21 protein-coding genes and 2 pseudogenes are annotated in these 20,336 nt (G+C 46.7%); 18 read left to right on the top strand and 5 right to left on the bottom strand.

Annotation, left to right across the window (positions count from 1 at the left end; all coding sequences use genetic code 11):
* Positions 1–22 precede the first annotated feature (22 nt).
* From ccoG to Q3O60_RS07470, 4 genes are all read left to right on the top strand, one after another.
* Complete coding sequence (ccoG, locus tag Q3O60_RS07485; protein ID WP_305893284.1) at positions 23–1,447, top strand: cytochrome c oxidase accessory protein CcoG; 1,425 nt, start codon at positions 23–25, stop codon at positions 1,445–1,447.
* 56 nt (positions 1,448–1,503) lie between these two features.
* Positions 1,504–2,499: a serine/threonine protein kinase gene (locus tag Q3O60_RS07480; protein WP_305893283.1), complete on the top strand. Its 996-nt coding sequence runs from the start codon at positions 1,504–1,506 to the stop codon at positions 2,497–2,499.
* 78 nt (positions 2,500–2,577) lie between these two features.
* Positions 2,578–3,219, top strand: coding sequence for a thiol:disulfide interchange protein DsbA/DsbL (locus Q3O60_RS07475; RefSeq protein ID WP_305893282.1), 642 nt, complete (start codon positions 2,578–2,580; stop codon positions 3,217–3,219).
* Between the two features lie 316 nt (positions 3,220–3,535).
* On the top strand, positions 3,536–4,330 hold the full coding sequence (locus Q3O60_RS07470; RefSeq protein ID WP_305893281.1) for a putative porin: 795 nt from the start codon (positions 3,536–3,538) through the stop codon (positions 4,328–4,330).
* A 180-nt stretch (positions 4,331–4,510) separates the two neighbouring features.
* Here the strand turns inward: Q3O60_RS07470 and Q3O60_RS07465 are convergent, their stop codons facing one another.
* Positions 4,511–4,897, bottom strand: coding sequence for a DUF4920 domain-containing protein (locus tag Q3O60_RS07465; protein ID WP_305893280.1), 387 nt, complete (start codon positions 4,895–4,897; stop codon positions 4,511–4,513).
* A 2-nt stretch (positions 4,898–4,899) separates the two neighbouring features.
* Entirely contained in the window at positions 4,900–5,262 is a 363-nt protein-coding gene (locus tag Q3O60_RS07460) for a RidA family protein (RefSeq protein ID WP_305893279.1), read from the bottom strand.
* Between the two features lie 157 nt (positions 5,263–5,419).
* On the opposite strand from Q3O60_RS07460, the gene Q3O60_RS07455 reads away from it, so the two are divergent.
* The 12 genes and pseudogenes from Q3O60_RS07455 to Q3O60_RS07400 all read left to right on the top strand — a co-directional run bounded on the left by Q3O60_RS07455 (position 5,420) and on the right by Q3O60_RS07400 (position 16,182).
* The gene (locus tag Q3O60_RS07455) at positions 5,420–5,953 is read left to right on the top strand and encodes a DUF6942 family protein (protein WP_305893278.1); all 534 of its coding nucleotides are present in this window, start codon (positions 5,420–5,422) and stop codon (positions 5,951–5,953) included.
* 81 nt (positions 5,954–6,034) lie between these two features.
* Positions 6,035–6,328, top strand: coding sequence for a helix-turn-helix domain-containing protein (locus Q3O60_RS07450; protein ID WP_305893277.1), 294 nt, complete (start codon positions 6,035–6,037; stop codon positions 6,326–6,328).
* Positions 6,318–7,616, top strand: coding sequence for a type II toxin-antitoxin system HipA family toxin (locus Q3O60_RS07445; protein WP_305893276.1), 1,299 nt, complete (start codon positions 6,318–6,320; stop codon positions 7,614–7,616). Before Q3O60_RS07450 ends, Q3O60_RS07445 begins: the two co-directional genes overlap by 11 nt.
* 248 nt (positions 7,617–7,864) lie before the next feature.
* A complete protein-coding gene (locus Q3O60_RS07440) occupies positions 7,865–8,074 on the top strand; it encodes a hypothetical protein (RefSeq protein ID WP_305893275.1) in 210 nt (69 codons plus the stop codon).
* A gap of 147 nt (positions 8,075–8,221) precedes the next feature.
* On the top strand, positions 8,222–9,454 hold the full coding sequence (locus tag Q3O60_RS07435) for a DNA cytosine methyltransferase (RefSeq protein ID WP_305893274.1): 1,233 nt from the start codon (positions 8,222–8,224) through the stop codon (positions 9,452–9,454).
* Between the two features lie 4 nt (positions 9,455–9,458).
* The gene (locus Q3O60_RS07430) at positions 9,459–11,318 is read left to right on the top strand and encodes an McrB family protein (protein ID WP_305893273.1); all 1,860 of its coding nucleotides are present in this window, start codon (positions 9,459–9,461) and stop codon (positions 11,316–11,318) included.
* Positions 11,319–11,585: 267 nt separating this feature from the next.
* Positions 11,586–13,718 (top strand): DUF2357 domain-containing protein, encoded by a 2,133-nt coding sequence (locus Q3O60_RS07425; protein WP_305893272.1) that lies wholly within the window; start codon positions 11,586–11,588, stop codon positions 13,716–13,718.
* 24 nt (positions 13,719–13,742) lie between these two features.
* Positions 13,743–13,904 carry a PDDEXK family nuclease gene (locus Q3O60_RS07420; protein ID WP_305893271.1) on the top strand — a complete coding sequence of 54 codons (162 nt, stop codon included), beginning with the start codon at positions 13,743–13,745 and terminating at the stop codon, positions 13,902–13,904.
* A gap of 62 nt (positions 13,905–13,966) precedes the next feature.
* Positions 13,967–14,989: an IS21 family transposase gene (gene istA, locus Q3O60_RS07415; RefSeq protein ID WP_305893270.1), complete on the top strand. Its 1,023-nt coding sequence runs from the start codon at positions 13,967–13,969 to the stop codon at positions 14,987–14,989.
* Positions 14,986–15,768, top strand: a complete 783-nt coding sequence (gene istB / locus Q3O60_RS07410) for an IS21-like element helper ATPase IstB (RefSeq protein ID WP_305893269.1) — start codon at positions 14,986–14,988, stop codon at positions 15,766–15,768. Before istA ends, istB begins: the two co-directional genes overlap by 4 nt.
* A 48-nt stretch (positions 15,769–15,816) precedes the next feature.
* Positions 15,817–15,939, top strand: a pseudogene (locus Q3O60_RS07405) (hypothetical protein); the annotation flags it as partial.
* Between the two features lie 12 nt (positions 15,940–15,951).
* Positions 15,952–16,182: a PDDEXK family nuclease gene (locus tag Q3O60_RS07400; RefSeq protein WP_305893336.1), complete on the top strand. Its 231-nt coding sequence runs from the start codon at positions 15,952–15,954 to the stop codon at positions 16,180–16,182.
* A gap of 3 nt (positions 16,183–16,185) precedes the next feature.
* Here the strand turns inward: Q3O60_RS07400 and Q3O60_RS07395 are convergent, their stop codons facing one another.
* Entirely contained in the window at positions 16,186–16,998 is an 813-nt protein-coding gene (locus Q3O60_RS07395) for an HNH endonuclease (protein WP_305893268.1), read from the bottom strand.
* A gap of 147 nt (positions 16,999–17,145) precedes the next feature.
* On the opposite strand from Q3O60_RS07395, the pseudogene Q3O60_RS07390 reads away from it, so the two are divergent.
* Positions 17,146–17,322, top strand: a pseudogene (locus Q3O60_RS07390) (DNA/RNA helicase domain-containing protein); the annotation flags it as partial.
* Positions 17,323–17,413: 91 nt separating this feature from the next.
* On the opposite strand, the gene Q3O60_RS07385 reads toward Q3O60_RS07390, so the two are convergent.
* Positions 17,414–18,241: a hypothetical protein gene (locus Q3O60_RS07385; RefSeq protein ID WP_305893267.1), complete on the bottom strand. Its 828-nt coding sequence runs from the start codon at positions 18,239–18,241 to the stop codon at positions 17,414–17,416.
* A gap of 3 nt (positions 18,242–18,244) precedes the next feature.
* Positions 18,245–19,423 carry a hypothetical protein gene (locus Q3O60_RS07380; protein WP_305893266.1) on the bottom strand — a complete coding sequence of 393 codons (1,179 nt, stop codon included), beginning with the start codon at positions 19,421–19,423 and terminating at the stop codon, positions 18,245–18,247.
* Between the two features lie 130 nt (positions 19,424–19,553).
* Here Q3O60_RS07380 and Q3O60_RS07375 point away from each other — a divergent pair, with 130 nt between their 5' ends.
* Positions 19,554–20,126, top strand: coding sequence for a DUF1240 domain-containing protein (locus Q3O60_RS07375; RefSeq protein ID WP_305893265.1), 573 nt, complete (start codon positions 19,554–19,556; stop codon positions 20,124–20,126).
* Positions 20,127–20,336: the final 210 nt, after the last annotated feature.

Here is a 20,336-nt window from a genome sequence, read left to right as displayed (position 1 = left end):
GCACCCCAGGTTTGAGGTTACCGTGACAGATAAAATTGATGTGAAAAACATTCCGGTCGATGTGCAGCTTCATAAACCTGATCTCAAGCAGCCCAATCGCTACCCTTCACGGGATCGTATTTATGTTCGGGCCGTTAAGGGATTGCACCAGGTGCTCCGCCGCTACATGGGGTTCTTCTTTATGGGGTTGTTTATGCTACTGCCCTGGCTCCGTTACCATGGCGAGCAAGCTATTTTACTGAATATTGCCGAACAAAAATTCACTATTTTTGCACTCACCTTATGGCCGCAGGATTTCACCATTCTGGCCTGGCTGTTTATCATTGCTGCCTATGCACTATTTTTTGTCACGACTTTTTATGGCCGGGTCTGGTGTGGTTATTTGTGCCCACAGTCGGTCTGGACCTTTATCTTCATGTGGTTTGAAGAAAAAATTCAGGGCAGCCGCAATCAACGGATGAAGCTCGACCAGCAAGCCTGGAGTGTAACTAAATTCAGTAAGAAGTTTTTGACTCATCTCTGTTGGGTTACTTTTGCTTTACTCACATCGCTGGTGTTCGTCGGTTACTTCACTCCTATTGACCAACTGGTCCTTAACTTCTTTACCTTGCAAGCCGGTTTCTGGGCCACGCTGGCCGTGTTGTTCTTCACCTTTTGTACCTATGGCAATGCTGGCTGGATGCGGGAGATCATGTGCACCCATATGTGCCCCTATGCCCGTTTCCAATCCGCCATGTTCGATAAAGATACGTTTACCGTTAGTTATGATGCAACTCGCGGCGAAAACCGGGGGCCGCGCAGCCGGAAAGATAAAGACTATAAAGAAAAAGGCTTAGGAGATTGCATTGATTGCAACCTGTGTGTGCACGTCTGCCCGACCGGTATCGATATTCGCAATGGCTTGCAATACGAGTGCATCAATTGTGGTGCCTGCATTGATGCTTGTGACGACACCATGGATAAAGTGGGCTACCCAAAGGGCCTGATCAGCTACACCACAGAGAATCGTCTATTGGGCAAGAAGACCCATATTTTCCGGCCTAAACTGGTCGGCTACTTTGCGGTTCTGGTCGTCGTTTGTCTGGCTTTTGCCTATACCCTGCACCAACGTCAGCCGCTGGAGTTCGATATTTTACGCGATCGCGGAGCTCTGTTCCGGGACACCAGTGAGGGCTGGGTAGAAAACACCTATATTCTTCGTATTATCAATAAATCACAACATGAGCGCAGCTACCGTGTAGAAGTCACCGGGCTCGACGATGTCCGCTGGATAGGTCCGCAAGAAGTGACCATTGCCGGAGGCGAAACCATTAGCCAACCGGTGAGCCTGGCGGCAGATCCATGGGAGCTGGCAGAGCCAATCACCGATGTAACCTTTACCGTAACCGTGCTGGAGCAACCGGAGATTCAGATCAGCCAAACCAACCGCTTCTTCTCACGACGCTAGGCCGCTTCGTGCTATAGTCGCTGTATTCCTTGTCTTGCAGCGACTGCCGGAGCTCTATGTCTGCTTTTTGTTTCACCTCGTTGACACCCGATACGGTGCTGGATGCGCTTGAGCAGTATGGCATGGTCATCGACTCTGGTTTAACCGCTCTCAATAGCTATGAGAACCGGGTTTACCAATTCCGCGGCGAGCTTGAAGCCGCACCGGGGATCCAACGCTGGGTGGTCAAGTTTTACCGTCCTGAACGCTGGAGCCTTGCACAATTACAGGAAGAGCATGACTTCACCTTTGAGTTAGCCGCTGCCGATGTGCCAGTCGTTGCTCCCATCCAATTGAATGGTCAATCGGTACTGCCTTATGCCGGTGGTTATTTCGCATTGTTCCCCAGCCGGGGAGGCCGCACACTCGAAACCGATAACGAAGAGCAGTTGGCTATGCTCGGCCGCTTTCTCGGTCGTTTACACCAGGTTGGCAAAGCCAGCACTTTCACGCATCGTCCGGCATTCAGTGCTGACAGTCATTTGCATCAAAGCCGCATCGTGCTGAGTAGCTGCCCTTTTATTCCAGATAGCTTGCAGCAGCCTTTTTTTACTATACTCGATATGGTGATTGCACAAGCCAGTCAGCACTATCAACCGACTGAGCTGCTCCGACTACACGGCGATTGCCATGCAGGCAATTTATTTATTGATCAGCAAGGACCATTTTTTGTCGATCTGGATGATTGTCGCATGGGGCCGGCGATACAGGATATCTGGATGATGCTATCCGGTGAGCGCAGTGACCAACTACTATATCTGGATATTATGTTGGAAGAATACCAACAATTCTGTGACTTTAACCCGGCAGAACTAAAACTGATCGAACCCCTGCGTGCCATGCGTATGATCCACTACATGGCCTGGCTGGCAAGACGATGGCAAGATCCGGCCTTTGCAATGAACTTTCCCTGGTTTGCAACAGACAAATACTGGGAGCAACAAATTTTGGTACTGAAAGAACAATTGTTTCTGCTGCAACAACCACCATTGTCGCTGCAACCGGGTTATTAATCCTGAAGCAATGTTCAATTCCGCCTTTTTTTGCTAGGCTAGCCCACAACATGATGTATCTTTTTGAGGAAGTAAATAATGATGAAAAAGCTATTTGCAGCGTTTACGCTCAGTCTGCTGTTTAGTGCTTCGGCTTTCGCACAACAGTTTGTGCAAGGTACCCACTACGACGTGATTGCCGAGCAAGCCACTAGTAAGCCTGAATTAAAAGAGTATTTTTCCTACTTCTGTGGTGGCTGTGCATCGATTGAGCCACTGGTACAACAGTTAAGCAGTAACTTGCCAGAGGGTGCAGAGTTCAAAAAGGTTCATGTAGATTTTGTCCGTGGAGCCTCCCCTGAGGTACAGAATACGCTGGCCCGTGCCTATCTGGTTGCCAAAGCTCATGGCACAGCCGACCAATTCTCTACCGCCGTTTTTAATCACCTTCACCGCCAACGTAATCAAATTCGTAACGATAGTGATGTCCGCTCTATTGCTTTGGGAGTCGGTATCAGTGCTGATGATTACGACAAGCAAATCAATAGTTTCTCAGTACGAATGGGGGCTACGGTGATGCGCAACGAACAAAATGAGTTATCCCGTGCACGGGTGTTAACCGGAGTACCCACCTTTGTAGTAAACGGCAAGTACAAAATCAACAACGGCAATTTAGACAGCCGCAACTTTGCGACAGAACTGGAGCAGTTGGTCGAGTATTTGCTACAAAAAGACAGTTAATAACCCCTTTCGGAACAGGCTGAATTGGCAGCCTGTTCAGCACATAAAGAGCCTTTCTCTCTCCCCGACTGATGTACTCATAAAGTAAAACCCAAACCTTCGCATGATCATTCGCACTATACAACGGCTCTTATCCGCAAGAGAGCAAGCCAGTTAAGACAAAGTCTGCTCCAGATCGGCCAATAAACAACCAACCCGAGCAAAAAACAAACGGTTAACTTATAAACCTCATTTATTACAACAAAAAACTTTACATTACATTATTGCTACCATAGAATCCGCCGCCGTGACATTCACTGGACAAGGACATAATACAATGATGTTAAAATACGCACTTCCATTCGTCGCAGTTGTAGCCTCTGCCTCTGCTATCGCTAATGACTATCAGCTGATCTCTTCTCTGGAGTGGGATCACATCCGCTACAGCGGTAGCTCGACCAATGTGCGCGCTTTAGAAGGCACTTACTTTCTGGATCGTAAGACTGTACTAGGCCCTTTGGATCAGTTTGAGTACATCAACAAAACATCGAATGTTCAAGCCGGTTATGCCCGTTTTGATGGCACCAACCTGTGGGCTGTTGGCGGTGAGTACTTCGCCGATAACAATCTGATCGTTTCTGCTGGCCATGCTCGTAGCAGTGGTATGCATGCGAATACGCTTGGTTTGGGTTACTTAATTTCAGATGACTTCGTTGTCCGCGCTGAAGCCACGCGCCCACGCAGTGGCAGCACCTCCTATCTCTTCTCTGCCGGTTACAACGTGCAGCTCGAGGGCAATGACTATATCGGTTTTACTGCCAGCACCGATGATGACTTCGACTATCACAGCATCAGCAGCAAATATTTCTCAGCTCTGGGCAATGATCGCTTTATCACTGTTGGTGCTGAGTTTGAACGCCTGGAAGGCATGAAAAACAACTGGGAAGCCGAAGTGGGTTACTACTTCACTCGCATGACATCTGTTGCGGTAAGCTATGATCGCAGCAAAAGCTACGGCTTCAAAGCCAAGCACTTCTTCAACCACAACTGGGCATTGGCAGCTGGCTACGGCAGCAACCGTGACCTGTCAGGCTTGAATGTGTGGCATCTGGGCGTTACTGGTCAATTCTAAGCCAGATGATTTGATCACTTGAAGGGTGCCGCTGGCACCCTTTTTACTGTCTGTCACTAACATTATTTCAGTTTTGCTTGCATCGAACCGCGTCAACAATAGCAGTCTGAACCAGCGCAATTATCAGCAAGAGCTTGAGCAATTACTGACCTACTTGCTCAGTAAAAAAGATTGAGCCCGTTAAGGCTCAATCATAACAGCTGAAGGCACCAGCTGATAACGGACTTCCTCGCTACCTGGCCATGGTTGCAACACCCCGGTGGCGTAAGCTGTTTTACCTTTAGCACTGAGCGGAAACACCATATCACCATCCCGCACTTTTAACCGGAAAGCCGGCTCATTGTCTTTCGTAGCAAAGCGCATCCAGCAGTGCATTTTTTCGCATACAGCAGTAATAGTGCCCTGCACCGTCACCTCCTGCTCAAGATACTGCTCCGGTGCAGCCAGAATACTGGATAACGCCACCAGCTGCTCTTGCTTCACTTCGTCTCCAAAATGGATCTGCGCAGCCTGTACACTGGATAACAAACAGCCAGCTGCAACCAACGTAATAAATAGTTTGTTCATTCTTATGTCTCCTTTGATTCTGAGCAAACTGCAACAAAAGCAATTTCTACCAGCATGGCAGGATCCAGCAGCTCTACTTTGATGCAAGCCCGTGATGGTGCTGCACCCTCCGGCAACCAGGCATCCCAACACGCATTAAAGGCATCGACCTGGCTGATGTCGGTGATATAGATGGTCGCGCTGAGTAATTGACTGTGATCACTGCCAATGGCGGCCAGCGTCTGCTCGGCTTGCTGAAAAATCTGCCTGGCCTGGCCGACCATATCAGCAGAGGTATCTTCCGGCACTTCGACAAAGTGAGCGATACCATTAAAAACAGTAGCATCCGACCAGCGCTGGCTGGGGTTAAGACGTTGTAGAGGCATGATTCAATCCATGTTTTTTGCTATACCGTCGATTATGACCAGCATTCACAGCAAATACAATCTGAGCAATCACCACAGCCCATCGCATGTATCACCTTGTTTTGTGATAAATTAGCCGAAATACAACAAAACCATACGATGCAACATAAATACGTTTATGCAGAAAATACCCACAATGGGTCTTGGTGACCCTCAGGCGAGCTTTCGGGTGTACGTCGCTAAACGTCCACCGATGCAAGAATATGCTGATTTGACCGCAGTGCAGTCTTTATGCCGCGGTGAAATCGACAGCATTAACGCAGCTTGCGGCAACGGCTGGCGCAAGCTGTTTAACGTGTACAGCAAATTGTTGTTTGCTTTAGATCCCAGGCAGTTTGCTTTCAGCCAACAGGCCAGCAGCTGGCAACAGTATCGCGATCAGCACCTGCTGCAGCAACGCAGCAACACCGCCTTACTATTCAGCCCGCCAGAGCTGAACCCGGCAGAAGCTACTATCCATATTATTGCCGGGCGCACCCACGCCAAACACCTGCTCAACCAGGGCTTAGCCGCACAGCTAAACTGGCTGAATCAGGAGTTCGCGATAGATACCAGCAACCGGTTGCTGGTATGCCCCTACTTTGATTACCGGCAGCTGAACAATGAGAAGATTGTGCGGCTGTCTGAACTGATCAAAAGGCTTCTGATGTAAAACAGTGAAAGATACAATAATATCCATACTGCCCTGATATAGGCTATAATAGACACTATTATATCCCATAAAGGTGTTTTAGTGGCAGATCTTCCATTACTTGACGATACCGATGTACAACAGGCATTTGCTGCGCATCTGCGTGCACAGCGTGAACAAGCCGGGCTGTCCCGCGCTGCGCTGGCAGAGCGCAGTACAGTGCCAGCGCCAACCATCAAGAAATTTGAGCTAACCGGCCAGATTTCTTTGCGCCAACTGCTGTTGTTGTGGCAATCGCTTGATGACTTACAGCGTTTATACGCACTCACCCAAGAGCCAGCACGTCATGCGGCTCTGCCCGGCTCTATAGAGGAAGTGCTGCGCGATGACCTTTAAACCCGTACAAAAACTGACTGTCCAGCGCACTCTAATCACCGGCGAAACCCTGCCGGTCGGAATTTTGGCGCAAAACCGCCGGGGTGTTTTTTTTCAATACGACACGGCTTATCTACAGCAATTCGGCTCCCTGTCTCCATTTCTTTTGCCCGCGACTGGCCAGCTTCATCCCGCGCCAGTGAAGCCTCATGCTGGTCTGCACGGGGTATTTGCCGACAGTTTGCCGGATGGCTGGGGCCTGTTATTACAAGACAGGGTATTCCGACAGCACGGAATTTTACCCAGCCAACTGACTGCCATGGATAGGCTGGCTTTTGTTGGTAACCATGGCATGGGCGCATTAAGTTATGCACCTGCTTCTGCTTACCAGCCTGAGCACTCTACCGAAGTTGATATAGTGAGTCTTGGCATGGAGGCGCAAGCGCTGTTCGATGGCCAGACTGATGACGTTCTGACGGCCCTCGTCGCAGCTGGCAGCTCTGGTGGTGCCAGACCAAAAGCACAACTGTACTTCGCTGCCGGGCAACCGGAACACTGCCGCACCTTCGCCAAAGCAGGCGACGAGGCCTGGCTGGTGAAGTTTACCTCCAGCCAGCTGGCACTCGGCCACGAAGAAGGCATGTGCGAAGCGGTATACCTGGCCATGGCAGACAAAGCCAGTTTGCAACCGCCAGAATGGCGCCTTATTGATGTCGCTACGCCCAGCGGGCCACGTCGCTGGCTCGCCCTGAAACGCTTTGATTGGTGCAAAAATACTGAGAATGAGCAGCTTCAGCCCGGCCGTTTGCACCTGCACAGTGCTTGTGGGTTGCTTGATGCCGATTTTCGAACGCCGAGCCTGGATTACCTCGACTTAATCAAAGCCAGCCGCCAGCTCTGCCAGTCGCCAGCCGTTGGTCAGCTACAGTTTCGTCGTGCTATCTTTAATTTATTTGCCTGCAACCAGGATGATCACAGTAAAAACTGGGCTTTTTTGCAAGATGATCAAGGCCGCTGGCAGCCAGCGCCTTTTTACGATGTAACGTTCAGCCCCCATCCATTCAACGAGCACGCTACCGCTTTCTCTGGCTTTGGCAAAACACCTCCGCTTAAAGCCATGCAAAAACTCGCAGCCAGTAGTGGCTATAGCGATTGGCGAAAGGCACAACAGCACATACAACACATCGTCGATACCATCAGCCAGTTTAGCGAAATTGCCCAAGAGCTTGGCATATCGAAAAACACCATTCAGACGATCAGTACCCAGTTGACTAAGTGCCGGCAGGAGAATAAAGCTTTGCTTGGTTAATCTGCACGGGCCGGGCTGGTAGTGTGAAAAGTAATTGAACTCTCAGGAAAATCACCAAAGGCACTCAGCCTTACCCGTATTGCAGAAAGTTAGCACCACGACATTAAACCACCAATACAGCAAATAGAAATGGTTTATGGGTTGATGACAACGAGCAATGTGAAATACTGTATTGTGACTTATCGTCCGTGGTGCAAAAACCAGCAATGCCGGATACTACAAGATTCTTCACAACCGGAGACTTGAACATGATGGCAGCCAACGAAGCAATCGATATACAAATCCCTTACGAGGAAGAGCTAGGCGACTATACCATCTTCATTGAAGACAACCCCGATCACTGGACTGGTGGGTATTTATGGTCGGCGTGTAAGAATGGAATAGAATTTGATTCAGGTCTGGAATTCAGTATCGCTGGCGCGCTACAGGTAGCAACCGCGAATATAATTGGGAGCTAAAACTCATAAAGTAATACTTATCACTGTAAACTCTGTTACCTTGTCTTTATAATCAATTCCGGCTATGCGCGAAGGGTAAATCTACCCTGCGAACTGCTGAAAATAGCAACAAACTCAATTGAATCAAGAAGTAATCAGAGATATCACGTGACTAGCTATTTAAATAAAATTGAAAATGCACTAATTCCTCTTGCAGAGAAATATATTCCGGAAGGCAGTTCTTCAAAAGCAGTAGTCGATCAATGGTTACATGCTCTGGCAAATGGTAGTGATTTGTTCGCAAGCAACAAAGGAATCAATGCAAGTGTTATTTTAGGTATACTAAAAGACGTTTTACCTGAAAAACACGAGGTTAACTTAAAGGAGTTAGTCTACAGTCATTTGGTATTGAAGCCAGATACATCCCCCAAACTTAAATTTATTGATCTCTTTGCTGGTATCGGTGGAATGAGGCTGGGTTTTCAGAATAATTCTGGTTTATGTGTTTTTTCGTCAGAGTTTGAGAAACATGCACAGGCGACCTATTCCGCCAACCATGGTGAGTTTCCGTTTGGTGATATTACCAAAATAGATGCCACTGATATTCCAGATCATGATGTTCTGGTTGCAGGGTTCCCATGCCAGGCATTTTCTCATGCGGGCTTAAAGTTAGGGATTCACGATACCCGCGGAACCTTATTTCATGATATAGCCAGAATTCTGGAAGCAAAAAAACCAAAGTTTGCATTACTTGAAAATGTTAAAGGACTGATTAGTCACGACAAAGGTTATACTCTGCAGGTTATTCTTAAAACCTTGACCAGGATTGGGTACAGTTGCAATATATCCAAAGACGTTATCCACAATGGCTCTGCAAAACAAATCCAGGCTGAAGCGAAAAAGATGGTGTTGAAGTCAACAGACTTTGGGGTACCACAGAACAGACAACGTATTTATATAGTACTATGGCAGGATGGTTTGATAGATTCATTTGAATACCCAAAACCAACCAGTGATAAGGTGAAAGTTGGCGATATTCTTGAAGCTAATCCGGATCCCAAACTGACAATTTCAGATCGGCTTTGGGATGGCCATCAGCGCAGAAAAATTGAGAACAAGCGCAATGGTAAAGGATTTGGCTTTGGTCTCGTTACTGAAGATTCGCCATACACTAACACTATTTCTGCGCGTTATTATAAAGACGGTAGTGAGATACTCATCGCACAGAATGGCGCAAATCCAAGAAAATTGAGTACTCGTGAAGCAGCACGATTACAAGGGTTCCCTGATAGTTTCAAACCATCGCAGTCTAATACTCAAGCATACAAGCAATTTGGGAATAGTGTTACTGTGCCAGTGATTACGAGTATTGCATTTCAAATTAAAAAACTAATGGAATAGCTGAATGTTAGTAGACCTAAACGCAATAGCATCTGAATTAAAAAATAATTTTGAGCAAAGCTTCAAACACAAAGATTTTATATTGAGCAATGAGTTTAAAATTGCTTATAAAAATCTGCTGTCTTCTGGGCAATATAGTTTAGGTTATACCGATGTCATATTTCACAGATTCTCAGCGGAAATTATAACGAGTTCAAGTAAAACAATATCTGTACCGAATTTTTGGTTCATTTCTGCAGCACATTTCTCAGCATTAATTCCCGTTTTACATGAATATAGAAATGCTGTACTAGAAATAGGCAGTTATTTGCAGCTACCAAAAAATTGGATTCCAGAATGTAAGGGAACTGCTAATATTCCTTTTACTAGCGTAGATGTTCAAGCAGTAACCGGTGATGACCGCAACTTTGAGCTGTTACGCAACTTTCTGACGAATTACGATTGGTGGAAAGGCGCTAAGTCTATTGATAGAGGCGATTTTTATGTTAGCCCAATTCTAAAGTTGGGTAACTTTCTAGCCGAATCCCAAAGTGCTGTGGCTGAAATTGCACAACAACTTAGCCATATCAATGATGCTAGCATCTTGATAGACGCAGTGAATGACTTTTTAGATATTGCACAAAATAAACCTGGAAATAAGCCAGTAGGATTACACTTATCAAAACCGTTTATCCTGCTTGCTGGCATTTCAGGTACTGGTAAATCACGTTTTGTCCGTAAACAGGCTGAGGCACAGGGAAGCGAGGCTGAGTTTTGCCAAATGGTGCCGGTGCGACCAGACTGGCACGAGCCATCCGATTTGCTTGGTTATGTATCCCGAATTGGCGGTGCGCCCAAATTTATCGTAACTGATGCACTGCGCTTTATGGTTAAAGCCTGGAAAGCCTGTGATACAGAAGCAATAGTATTACCGGATGGCAGAGCCGGTTGGGCCGGTAAGCCGCTTGATTACATCAACACCTACTGGCTTTGCCTGGATGAAATGAATCTGGCGCCGGTTGAACAGTATTTTGCCGATTATCTTTCTGTAATAGAAAGTCGCAGCTGGCTGTATGATGACGATGCGCAAGGGCAAGACTATCTTTACTGCTGCGAGCCTATTCTTCCGGCATCTGCTTTGCAGGTTGTAACTGACCAGAATACCTTCGCCAAAGAGCTTGGCTTGGATATTATTGATTCGCCAGCCGATAAACAGTTGTGGGATGCCTTTTTACAATACGGCATTCCTGTACCCTTTAACATGGTCGTGGCAGGCACGGTAAATATGGACGAGACCACTCATGGCTTCTCCCGCAAGGTGATAGACCGTGCGCTGACGTTTGATTTTGGCCGGTTGTTCCCGAATGATTTTACCAACCTGTGGACTGGTCAGCCAGAGCCTAAAAAATTAAGCTTTTCCAGGTATTCGCAAGCAAGGCCGGAATTAATGGCCGGCTGTGTGGCGGATAGTGACGGCATGAAAACGATTAGTTTCCTACAGGCGGTAAATGATGTATTGCGTGACTCACCTTTTGAACTGGCTTATCGCGCATTGAATGAGTTACTACTGGCGGTAATCTGCCATAGCCCTGCTGATGAGCCTTCACTGCAGGCAGTATGGGACGATTTTATGATGTGTAAGGTACTGCCGCGTATCGAGGGAGACGATGAAAAGCTTTCTGTTTCATCTGATACCGTCAAAACAGAAAACCTGCTGGACAAGCTGGAGCAGGTACTGGAAAAGCAATTAACAGCCATCTGGTCCACTACCCGGCCGGAATTGCTGCTTGAAAATGCTAATCCGGTACTCTGCCGCAGTGAAGTGAAACTGGAATGGATGAAGAACAGGCTGGAACGGAACAGCTTTACCAGTTTCTGGCCTTAAACTGTGAGCCCGGGGATGCGCGAACTTCTGCAGATCGATACACCTGATTGGCAACTGGCGGTTTATGGGCCTGATGTAGCAGGTAAACAGCGGGTCCTGGAAAAAACGATGAACATCCGCGGCAAACCTGCACCTACAGGCGTAGTTGTATTTGACCGCTTGTTGTATGTGACGACTTTTACCGCAGAGCAGAGTACCACTCCACTTAATGCTGATGTTGGTGCTTTAATCAGCCCTCAGGCTTTATTGTTTGAAAACACCGGTTATATGTTTGAACTGTTGTTTAAACATTACTCCGGTTCTGAACCGCCGCCACAGATCACTCACAAGCTTACAGCAATCCAAAACGCATTTCGCAGCAAAAAAATCGGTAATCAGCTGTTGGTTAGTGGCGCCCTGAACTTTGGTAACAACGTCGGCTGGTTTTCACTGCCTTTTAGCTACCACAGCAATAATAAGCAGCAGCAGAATATTGTTATTAAGTTTAACATCTTACCTACTAAGATGGACCTCGATTCAGATTTGCAGGCGATTTACTATCGGCTGGATGCCGACTACCCGTTATGGCGTTTTGCCTTTAGTAACAGCACCGAATCAACAGCAGACGGCAAAAGACAATCCAACAACAACTTCCCGCTGTTATGGCTGGCACGTTTTACCGGCTTGCGGGAAAAGTTTGAGAAAAATATCCGTATTTTGCTGAATGCCCCCCACAGCCGGCTGGTGCAGGTAGATCGCAGAGTGAAAGCAGAACGCCTGAAAGGCAAACTATCAGTTGCCCTGCAGGAAAAGCTGGAGCAGGACTTTAGCAATCAGCATTATTACAACAGCTATGCTACCAGACGTAAGATCCTAAGCCTGGATACACCGGAAAACCGCTTTATAAAAATGGTGCTGCAGCATGCGCATTCACAGCTGGGGCGCTTTCTTCATCTGGTTGCTGAAGCTAACAAAAAGCCGGATGCGCAAATTTTTGCAGCTTCATTTGTGACCCAGCTAAATAGCTGGCAAAAAACACTGGAAAAATACCTATACCATCCGATGTTTAAAGAAGTGGGCTCCTTTAAAGGTATGAGTAAAGAGTCGCTGGTTTTACAACAAAAAACCGGCTACAACGGTGTTTACAAAGTCTGGCATGAACTGAAGCGCTATCTGGACGTGATGGGTAGCCAAAGCTCTGTTTCAATGAAAACCATTGATGAGTTATATGAAGTTTGGTGCTTTCTTGAAATACGCCGGATTTTACTTAGCAGTGAACTGGGGTTTAGGGAAGTAGAACAAAAACCAGTGCGCGTCGGGCACTCAGGACCAGAAGTTAAGTTTGATGATGTGCTGGCAGACTCTTATATCTTCACCCGGGAAGATGGATTAACGATAAGGCTGGCGCATGAACCAGAGTTCACCGAGACATCAACGCCTGTGCGTTCCTGGTTAAATAAACATAAACCTGACATAGTGATGGAAGCGACCTTTGCAGACGAATTCAAATTAATGTGGTTGTTTGATGCTAAGTACCGCATTGACAACAAGTCAGAGGACTCTGAGCAGGACCTTGTACCTGCAGATGCTATTTATCAGATGCACAGATACCGTGACGCGTTGATCCACATCGAACCAGCCGGAGAGCATAGTCACAAAAGTCGCTCAGTTTACGGTGCCTATGCATTGTACCCCGGGGCAAATAACCAGAATAAACCACTATCCGCCAACACATATTCCGAAGCAATAGATTCAATAGGTATAGGCGCTTTTCCGTTACTACCCTCAGCTGATAATGACAAGGGTTGTATCTGGCTTAAAACTTTCCTGCAGAAACAATTTGCGACTATACCGACTACCCCGGCACCTCTCACAAAAGATCGTTATCTACTTGAGGACTCAGCCCGTATTCCACACCATGGCATGCAGCAGGTACATTATCCTGATCTTACCATGTTAATAACAGCAGCACCGGAGCAAGGTAGGGATCAGACTTATATCGACAGCTTTAAACAGGGAACCGCTGTTTGTTATCACACCAGGCTTGAGGCAACAGAACGCATAAATCTCGAAAAGAATGCAATAACAGAAGTGCGCTACTGCGTTATAGCGACTGTTGTAGCGGGCAGTACTGAACGTGAAGCTAAGTACATTTGGCCGGTAAAATCTGTAAAGCTGGTACAAAGAAACAGTCTGAATATACAGCAAACCGGGATTAAAATTGATGATAGTGACCCTCGCGCAGTCGACAAATATTGGTTATTTGAGTTCGGGCCAGCATTTGAATTACCACAGCCAATCACTGGCTTCTGTACAGAACATCATGAGGTAAAGTTAACAACACGCAGAAGCCTTGTGCACATTAATCGTTTTGATAAAGTTGAACCGGTATACAGTGCGGTAATGACTTATCACTTGTGACAATACAATGGGGCTTAGTTCCTGATGACGGACGTGCATACAAAAACTATCAGAAGTAAAAACATGGCTGCCATAAAGAGTCGCAATACCAGACCTGAAATGGTGGTACGCAAAGCTTTGCATAAAGCCGGTTTCCGCTACCAGTGTCACCGGCAATGTAAAACTGACCCACTAACGACAATTTAAAATTGACCCACCTGAGGCAAAATTACCGCCGACATTAATTGAATTAAGGCGGTGTAATTTTAATGCTGACTCAGGAGTTATTAGTGGAAATCCATGTGTTGCACCGACAAGGCCAAAGCATTCGTGCTATCGCCAAAACATTACATGTATCACGCAATACTGTTCGTAAGTATCTGCGGGATATTGCTAAAACGCCAGCCTATAGTGAACGTGCTGATCGGGCTTCAAAACTTGACCCCTTCAAGACGTATCTGATGGAACGGATTGCTGCGGCTAAGCCGGACTGGATACCGGCAACGGTGCTGTTCCGTGAGATCCAGGCGAAAGGATTTACCGGCAAAGAAGGCATTCTGAAGAACTATATCCGGCCTTTTAAACCGCAGCAGAATGAGCCGGTGAGACGCTTTGAAACCGCCCCAGGCCAACAGCTGCAAATCGACTTTACGACCATTCGCCGCGGGCGTTATAAGCTAAAAGGCTTTGTTGCCACGTTGGGTTTTAGCCGCGCTACCTATGTCCGTTTTAGTGAATATGAGCGCCAGGAAGACTGGTTGCTGGGTATTGAAGCCGCGCTGGATTACTTCTCTGGCGTCCCTAAAGAGCTGCTGTTTGATAACGCCAAATGTATCATGATTGAGCGCGATGCTTATGGTGAGGGTGCTCACCGTTGGAATGCCAAACTGCTTGAAATGGCCAAAGACTATGGCTTTAAACTTAAAGCCTGCCGCCCTTACAGGGCGAAAACCAAGGGTAAGGTTGAGCGTTTCAATGGCTATTTAAAAGGCAGCTTTATCACGCCACTGGCTGCCAGCTTAAAACAGGCTGGCCTTGTGCTCGATGTCGACACAGCCAATGCGCATATCGGCCCCTGGCTGCATGATGTGGCCAATCAGCGCATCCATGGCACGACTGGCGAGAAACCTGCTGTGTTACTGACCAAAGAGCGCTTGAGCTTACAACCGCTACCCAGCGGGATTAAACCGCGCCAATCTGACATCCGGCAAATCACGCGCTATGCGATGCCAAGGGAAAGCTTGCAACATCCCTTATCGGTGTATGACCAATTGCTGGAGGTGCGGCCATGAACCTGCAACTTCAACGAATACAGCATGCCTGTGAGGTATTGAAACTGCCGGCAATGGCTACCGAATGGTCAGCAATGGCTGACCACAGTGCCGCACAAGGTAAAAGCTTCGCCGACTTCCTCGAAAGCCTGCTGCAAGCAGAACTGGACGCCAGATTGCAGCGCACGCGGGAGATGTTGCTCAAGACTGCCGGGTTACCAGCGGTAAAGCACTTCGATGATTACGACTTCCGCTTCGCCACTGGCGCACCGCGCAAACAGCTATTGGAGCTCACCAGCCTGGCCTTTATTGAGCGTCAGGAGAATATTGTACTGCTCGGCCCAAGTGGCGTAGGTAAAAGCCATCTGGCGATAGCACTGGCGTACAGCGCTATTATGCGGGGGATAAAAATACGCTTTATTACTGCGGCAGATTTAATGCTACAGCTGGCAACAGCCAAGAAACAGGGCCGCTTGGAGGCATACTTAAAACGCAGTGTATTATCGCCAAAACTGTTGGTCATAGATGAAATAGGTTACTTACCGTTTGGCCGGGATGAAGCCAACCTGTTCTTTAACGTGATAGCGAAACGTTATGAACAAGGCAGTGTTATTGTGACCAGCAACCTGCCATTCTCACAATGGTCAACGGCGTTTGCTGATGATCAAACATTAACTGCGGCACTCTTAGACAGGCTATTACACCATGCTCATATCGTGCAGATCAGCGGCAACAGCTATAGGTTAAAAGGTAAAAGAACAGCGGGTGTAATACCGGCAGCAGAGAGTATGTTAAGTTGATAAAAAGCCTGGGGTGGGTCAAATTTAGATTACCGTTTTAAGCGGTAAGTGGGTCAAAATTGGATTGCCGTTGACAACCAGCTACATGTTGCCAACCTGCCTGGTAAACCGGATTTGGTTTTTCCCAAATACAAAGCTGTAATTTTTGTACAGGGCTGCTTCTGGCACCAGCACCAGTGCGCTATGTTTCATTGGCCAAAAACCCGAACAGAATGGTGGCGGCAGAAAATCAGCGCCAACCGTGCTCATGACGAAGCGGTGCAGGACAAACTTCGTGAGCTGAGCTGGCGGGTGTTGTTAATTTGGGAATGTGCATTAAAAGGGAAGAATAAACTCACACCTGAACAAATCACGCAACATGTTGCGTCATGGCTGCGGCATGGTAGCTCCTTTAATGAGCTGCCACCACCGTAAGTATTAGACGATTTTTTCCAAGGCATAAAAATTATATAAATCGTCTGTAGAAACTCCGAACTTTTCGAAAACAGGTCTTTGTTTCACAACACGATTTAGTATAGGTATCGCAATCTTTGGCTCTGCATGGTGTAAGGCCCTGTGACAAAATGGACAAAGGCATACCACATTCTCTTTTACATCAAGTTGCTCATCAAATTGTGAGCCAAGGCTAACCGGAATAATATGGTGTGCTTCGAGGTAATTATTTCCTGTGGATTTTGATACGAACAAGCGATGGCTGGGGGTAGCTTCGCAGCGATAATTTGCCTCAGCCATTACATCCAATGCAACCTTGCGCTTCCTTTTAAAAACATCAACCGTTGTTTGTCGTGTTTGATTGACCAGCTCCTGATAGCTACTATCGTCTGTATCATCTGTTAGTGCTGAAAACTGAAAGCGCCAATTAAATTCGGACATATTGCCAATCCATAATTCATCGTCCCTGATGTAGAAAAAAACAACATCCCCAACCTCAGGCATAAAGCCTTTGCCTGTAGCTATATATAAGCGCAGCTCTGATTTCGCAGGTTTTGGGTAAACAAGATTAAGATGAATTATGGTTCCGCTGGGGTGAAGTCTGAAAGTTTTGAGTGAAGCGCCATCAGAACCTTTAACATTACCAGTATGAATAGTGTTGCCAAAGAAACTTGTCACCACTTCAACTTCATGATCTGTTAATGTTATCTGGCTATCTTTAATTTCGCGCTGTGTGACGAGGGAGTATGCGCCGTCGAAGGTTCCGAACTTTTGATTTTGAATTCTGCCAAACTTCATAAATTACTGTGCTTTCCTTTTTTATATCGCGGAGTAGAGTACTAGTCAAACAAATAGCTAATCGGCTTTAGCATAGTGATGGCCAGCCTGAATGTAAATAGAGAGAAAATCTTATGACAGTGAAAATGAGTACAACGAGTACAGCAGCAACATTTTGAAAATGCCTATCGGGTTCTGTTAACCCGAGCCCGGGAAGGGATGGTGATTTTTGTACCAGAAGGAGATGATACCGACTCAACCCGAAAATCAGCTTACTACGATGGCACCTTTGCATTTTTACGAGCCTGCGGGTTGCCCATCCTCCAGAACAAACCTGTCGAATAGGTCACTCAATTTTATGGGTCAGATAAAATAACCTACACCGAATTGATCAACTGCCACAAAGGGTAAGAAAACAACTGAAGTAGTGCTTCGGTCAGGCTGGCAATAATGGCGGTTGGTGTTTAGTGACAACTGATACTTTAAGGGCGTTCATAATATTTTGCTCGGCTTTATGCGCATGCTTTTGCCAGGCATTTTCGTCAGATTGATCGACCCGGTGTTGAAAGCTAATTGTAAGATAATAGTGCTTATCAAGCGGTAAACAGTAAACATCCGTGTGCGTTGCCTGCTCGCCCTTACGCTCTTGGTAGAAGACCCATTCAAAACCATGCATGGAAATAACCTTTGCCGGTTGCAACCCCGGATAACCAAACCGCTCAATTTGTTGCAGGTAATGCTCTTCCAGCTTTTCCAACCGCCCGATTGAACCGCGTGCAGCGGCAGCTTCGGCCTCTTGCATAAGCTTTAATCGTTGCCGGGTATTCCAGCCAAGTCCTTGGCAGTTACCATCAGGCCCGATAGTATCGGCGTTATAATGCGCATCGTAGTGTGCAATCACATAATCTGCTAATTGCTGGCGGTTCAGGGCATTTATAGTATCAGGTGATTTTTTTAAAGCCAGCTGTAACCAAAGCACACCATATTCACTGTTTTCACCCCTTAACACCGGTGCCAGATAACACCAGCCTTCGGTATGGATATGCACTTGAAAGTTATGCATGTCCTGCTTTGCATGCTGTTCAAACCACCCGTTAACACGGAACGGCAGATTGACCATACGAAGCGGTTCGTCTGCAGCAATGTTAGAATATGGCAGGGAGAGATCCAGCTGGAATTCTTCTAACTGAAATGACAGTTTTTGCAGCCGGTTAAAATCCGGGCCACCTGAAAAACCTTGCCATAAATGTTTAACCAGCTGCATTGGCTACCCTGTATGCTTATCAATATAACGCTGCACCTGAGCGGCCTTCTTATGCTGGCCAAACATGCGTAGCTGTTCTTTATAGGTTTCAATACCCAGGTAAGGCAGTGTATGCGGACTAACCCCAGGCTCAGAATCTTTACCAAAGACTAAACCACAAAATTGAATGCTGCGACACAAACTGCTCGGTGATAAATCATTACCGCCAGCAAGATTGGGTACCATGTCAAACGGGTTGTTATTCACTGCCACCACTTTCATACCGAGCACTGTAGCTAACTGGGTGAGCTTGGTTACATTGGCGCCACTACCATGAATAGCCAGCTGTTGTGAGCCCAAACGGCCACCGTAGCTTGCCCGGTAATGCACCAAAGCCGCATTAAAAATGATGGCCCCCTGACTATGAGCCACCCACTTAATGGCCTTGCCACTTTGCTGAGCCTGCGCCAGCACAGCTGCCAGATGTTGAGCGTTATGTGATTTGGTACGGCTAAGTTTATCAAACACGCACTCGGCAAAATCCAGCTTCCAGCCATCACTCGGGTTATGGAACAGAGTATAACCTCTGATGCCATCGGCAGAATACGCAGCCTGAGCATGAGCGCCCATCAACCAAGCGGCTTTCTCTGCATTATTTTGCATGCCGTTGACAGCTGCGTGCATGGTATTTACCCGCGATACAGGCTCTTCAATCTGCCAGGCACCTTCCAATGCTTTAAGTGAATTTCTGTCTTTAGGCCCATCATAGCTGGACTGATTGTTGCGTCTCACGCTATACAACATGGTACGTTCTGCAGAACAACTCTGCTTCGCACCATAGAGACTGCGATCGAAGTAAATATCATCGATAATGACCTGACCGGAGCCTGTGGTTTTATATTCAACTAAGTAGTGGTATGAACGAAATGGGTAGCGTGAACGATAAATCCGCCGAGATGGGTTCAGACTGTGTCTGGTAGAACAGGTCGTGCCAGGGTAGCGTGTGACGTAATCGATTTCTTTCATCACTTGCTGTTGATCATAGTCATTAAGGCTGGTAAGCATAACAAGTGCCTGATGAGTGAGTTGCCACTTGTTATTCATGTAGTGAGACGGCAAGCGGATGCCATGCTCCTGCGCCAAATTTTTATCTAACCCCGTGTAATTGTAAGCCTGAACTTTACCAGCATGTCTCCAGCTCATCCATGTGCGCCCTGTCGGTTTGACTATTAAAATATGCTATCATTTAAAACATTAAATTTGCAAATAATTTTAATTTGCTTAAATTGTAAACTTGATCGTCAAATAAAAGATCTGTAGCCGGGTTATAGTGATGAACCATCAGCAGCAAAAAATAAAACTGGCAGTCACATCACTGTTCGCTTTTTTCCTAATGCTTGCCATGGGTATTGCAGCAAGTGTGCTGTTGACCTCGGGGTGGCATCAGCATACTAATGCTATAGCGAGCGAATCGCAGTTAATCATTATCAGCAGTATGCATGGCTATGGCCCCGGGATTATTGTTGGTTCTGGTGCGGGTGCTTTATTGTTTCTGCTTTACTTTATGTATCGCTGTATTTACCAGACAGAAACACAATTTTTCAAAAAGGCTGAGAAAATCCTGGCATCTTTTGCGGTGATCGGATTAGTAGCTATTTTTGTTGGTCGTCATTTTTTAACGTCCCACTGGCAGAGCAATGCATACGCAGCGGGTTTCACGCCTTGCCCCGCTATGACATTACTATCCAATCGAGCGACAATGGAAGTCTGGGTAAGGAATGCAGCCTTGTGTTTCGACGCCGATGTACGGCGGATCATTAGCAGAGGAACACCAGATGAAATGGCACAAGTGGAGCGACATCTACAAGCTAGGCAAAAGCAGCAAGAAGCCAGACAAAAACTTTAGCGTTAGATCAAAATAACACAAGAGATTGCATGTGAACTAGCCTGATGGATATGGTCACTTTAATTTGCGATTCTGACCACCACTCCGTGACCAGTATCAATGCTCGCTTTGGTACTGAATTAGTGCGTACTACACTTTTATGCGCATATTAATGTGTAAAATTACATTTTCATGCGCATAAAAGTGTAAAGCCCCCTTGTTTTAAAGCGC

This window comes from Alkalimonas collagenimarina (assembly GCF_030717845.1).
Classification (GTDB): domain Bacteria; phylum Pseudomonadota; class Gammaproteobacteria; order Enterobacterales; family Alteromonadaceae; genus Alkalimonas; species Alkalimonas collagenimarina.
Note: the sequence above shows the minus strand (reverse complement) of the source record. Positions and strands in the feature narration are given on the sequence as shown.